Genomic DNA, 828 nt, shown 5'->3' with positions numbered 1-828 from the left:
ATAATGGCATAATGATGGCGGCGCTGTCTCCAGCAGAGGCTCAGTGAAATCGAAATCGCTGTGAAGATGCAGTGTACCCGCGGCTAGACGGAAAGACCCCGTGAACCTTTACTGCAGCTTGACACTGAACTTTGACCTTACTTGTGTAGGATAGGTGGGAGGCTTTGAAGCTGGAACGCTAGTTCCAGTGGAGCCGTCCTTGAAATACCACCCTGGTAATGTTGAGGTTCTAACTCTGTCCCGTGATCCGGGACGAGGACCGTGTCTGGTGGGTAGTTTGACTGGGGCGGTCTCCTCCTAAAGAGTAACGGAGGAGTACGAAGGTGCGCTCAGCGTGGTCGGAAATCACGCGTAGAGTATAAAGGCAAAAGCGCGCTTAACTGCGAGACCCACAAGTCGAGCAGGTACGAAAGTAGGTCTTAGTGATCCGGTGGTTCTGTATGGAAGGGCCATCGCTCAACGGATAAAAGGTACTCTGGGGATAACAGGCTGATACCGCCCAAGAGTTCATATCGACGGCGGTGTTTGGCACCTCGATGTCGGCTCATCTCATCCTGGGGCTGAAGCAGGTCCCAAGGGTATGGCTGTTCGCCATTTAAAGAGGTACGCGAGCTGGGTTTAGAACGTCGTGAGACAGTTCGGTCCCTATCTACCGTGGGCGCTGGAAATTTGAGAGGATCTGCTCCTAGTACGAGAGGACCAGAGTGGACGAACCTCTGGTGTACCGGTTGTGACGCCAGTCGCATCGCCGGGTAGCTATGTTCGGAAGGGATAACCGCTGAAAGCATCTAAGCGGGAAGCCTACCTCAAGATAAGATTTCCCTAGGA

The 828-nt window shown here is 53.4% G+C and carries 1 rRNA gene; it reads left to right on the top strand.

From position 1 onward, the window contains the following. Nucleotides 1-828: ribosomal RNA gene (locus R5R67_RS19505) — 23S ribosomal RNA — on the top strand; the annotation flags it as partial.

Origin of the sequence: Acinetobacter sp. OYA S30, from assembly GCF_033599315.1 — a bacterium.
Classification (GTDB): domain Bacteria; phylum Pseudomonadota; class Gammaproteobacteria; order Pseudomonadales; family Moraxellaceae; genus Acinetobacter; species Acinetobacter baumannii.
Note: the sequence above shows the minus strand (reverse complement) of the source record. Positions and strands in the feature narration are given on the sequence as shown.